At 65.7% G+C, this 613-nt stretch carries 1 protein-coding gene; it reads right to left on the bottom strand.

From position 1 onward, the window contains the following. Positions 1 to 613, bottom strand: a 613-nt coding sequence (locus tag MKK60_RS19785) for an FtsK/SpoIIIE domain-containing protein (protein ID WP_279604173.1), incomplete at both ends; no start/stop codon positions are given.

The following is a 613-nucleotide window of genomic DNA, read 5'->3' as shown; positions in this document are numbered from 1 at the left end:
GCGCCCATCTCGCCCAGGATCGTGCGCGAGTCGATCTTGCTCGTCACCTGGAAGCTGATCCGGGTCGGGAAGTTCGCCTTGATCGTCCCGGTGATCACGTCCACCGACGGACGCTGCGTCGCCATGATCAGGTGGATGCCCGCCGCGCGTGCCATCTGCGCCAGGCGCTGGATCGCCCCCTCGATGTCCTTGCCGGCCACCATCATCAGGTCGGCCATCTCGTCGACCACGATCACGATGTAGGGCAGCGGGGAGAGGTCCATCTCCTCGTTCTCGTAGACGGCCTCGCCGGTCTGCCGGTCGAAGCCGGTCTGGACGGTGCGGGTCAGCACCTCGCCGCGCAGGCGCGCCTCCTCGAGCCGGGCATTGAACCCGTCGATGTTGCGCACGCCGACCTTGGACATCTTCTTGTAGCGCTCCTCCATCTCGCGCACCGCCCACTTGAGGGCGATGACCGCCTTCTTCGGGTCGGTGACGACGGGGGAGAGCAGGTGCGGGATGCCGTCGTAGACCGACAGCTCCAGCATCTTCGGGTCGACCATGATCAGGCGGCACTCCTCCGGCTTCATCCGGTAGAGGAGCGAGAGGATCATGGTGTTGATCGCCACCGACT

It is taken from the genome of Methylobacterium sp. J-092, from assembly GCF_022829325.1.
In the GTDB taxonomy this organism is placed as follows: Bacteria; Pseudomonadota; Alphaproteobacteria; order Rhizobiales; family Beijerinckiaceae; genus Methylobacterium.
Note: the sequence above shows the minus strand (reverse complement) of the source record. Positions and strands in the feature narration are given on the sequence as shown.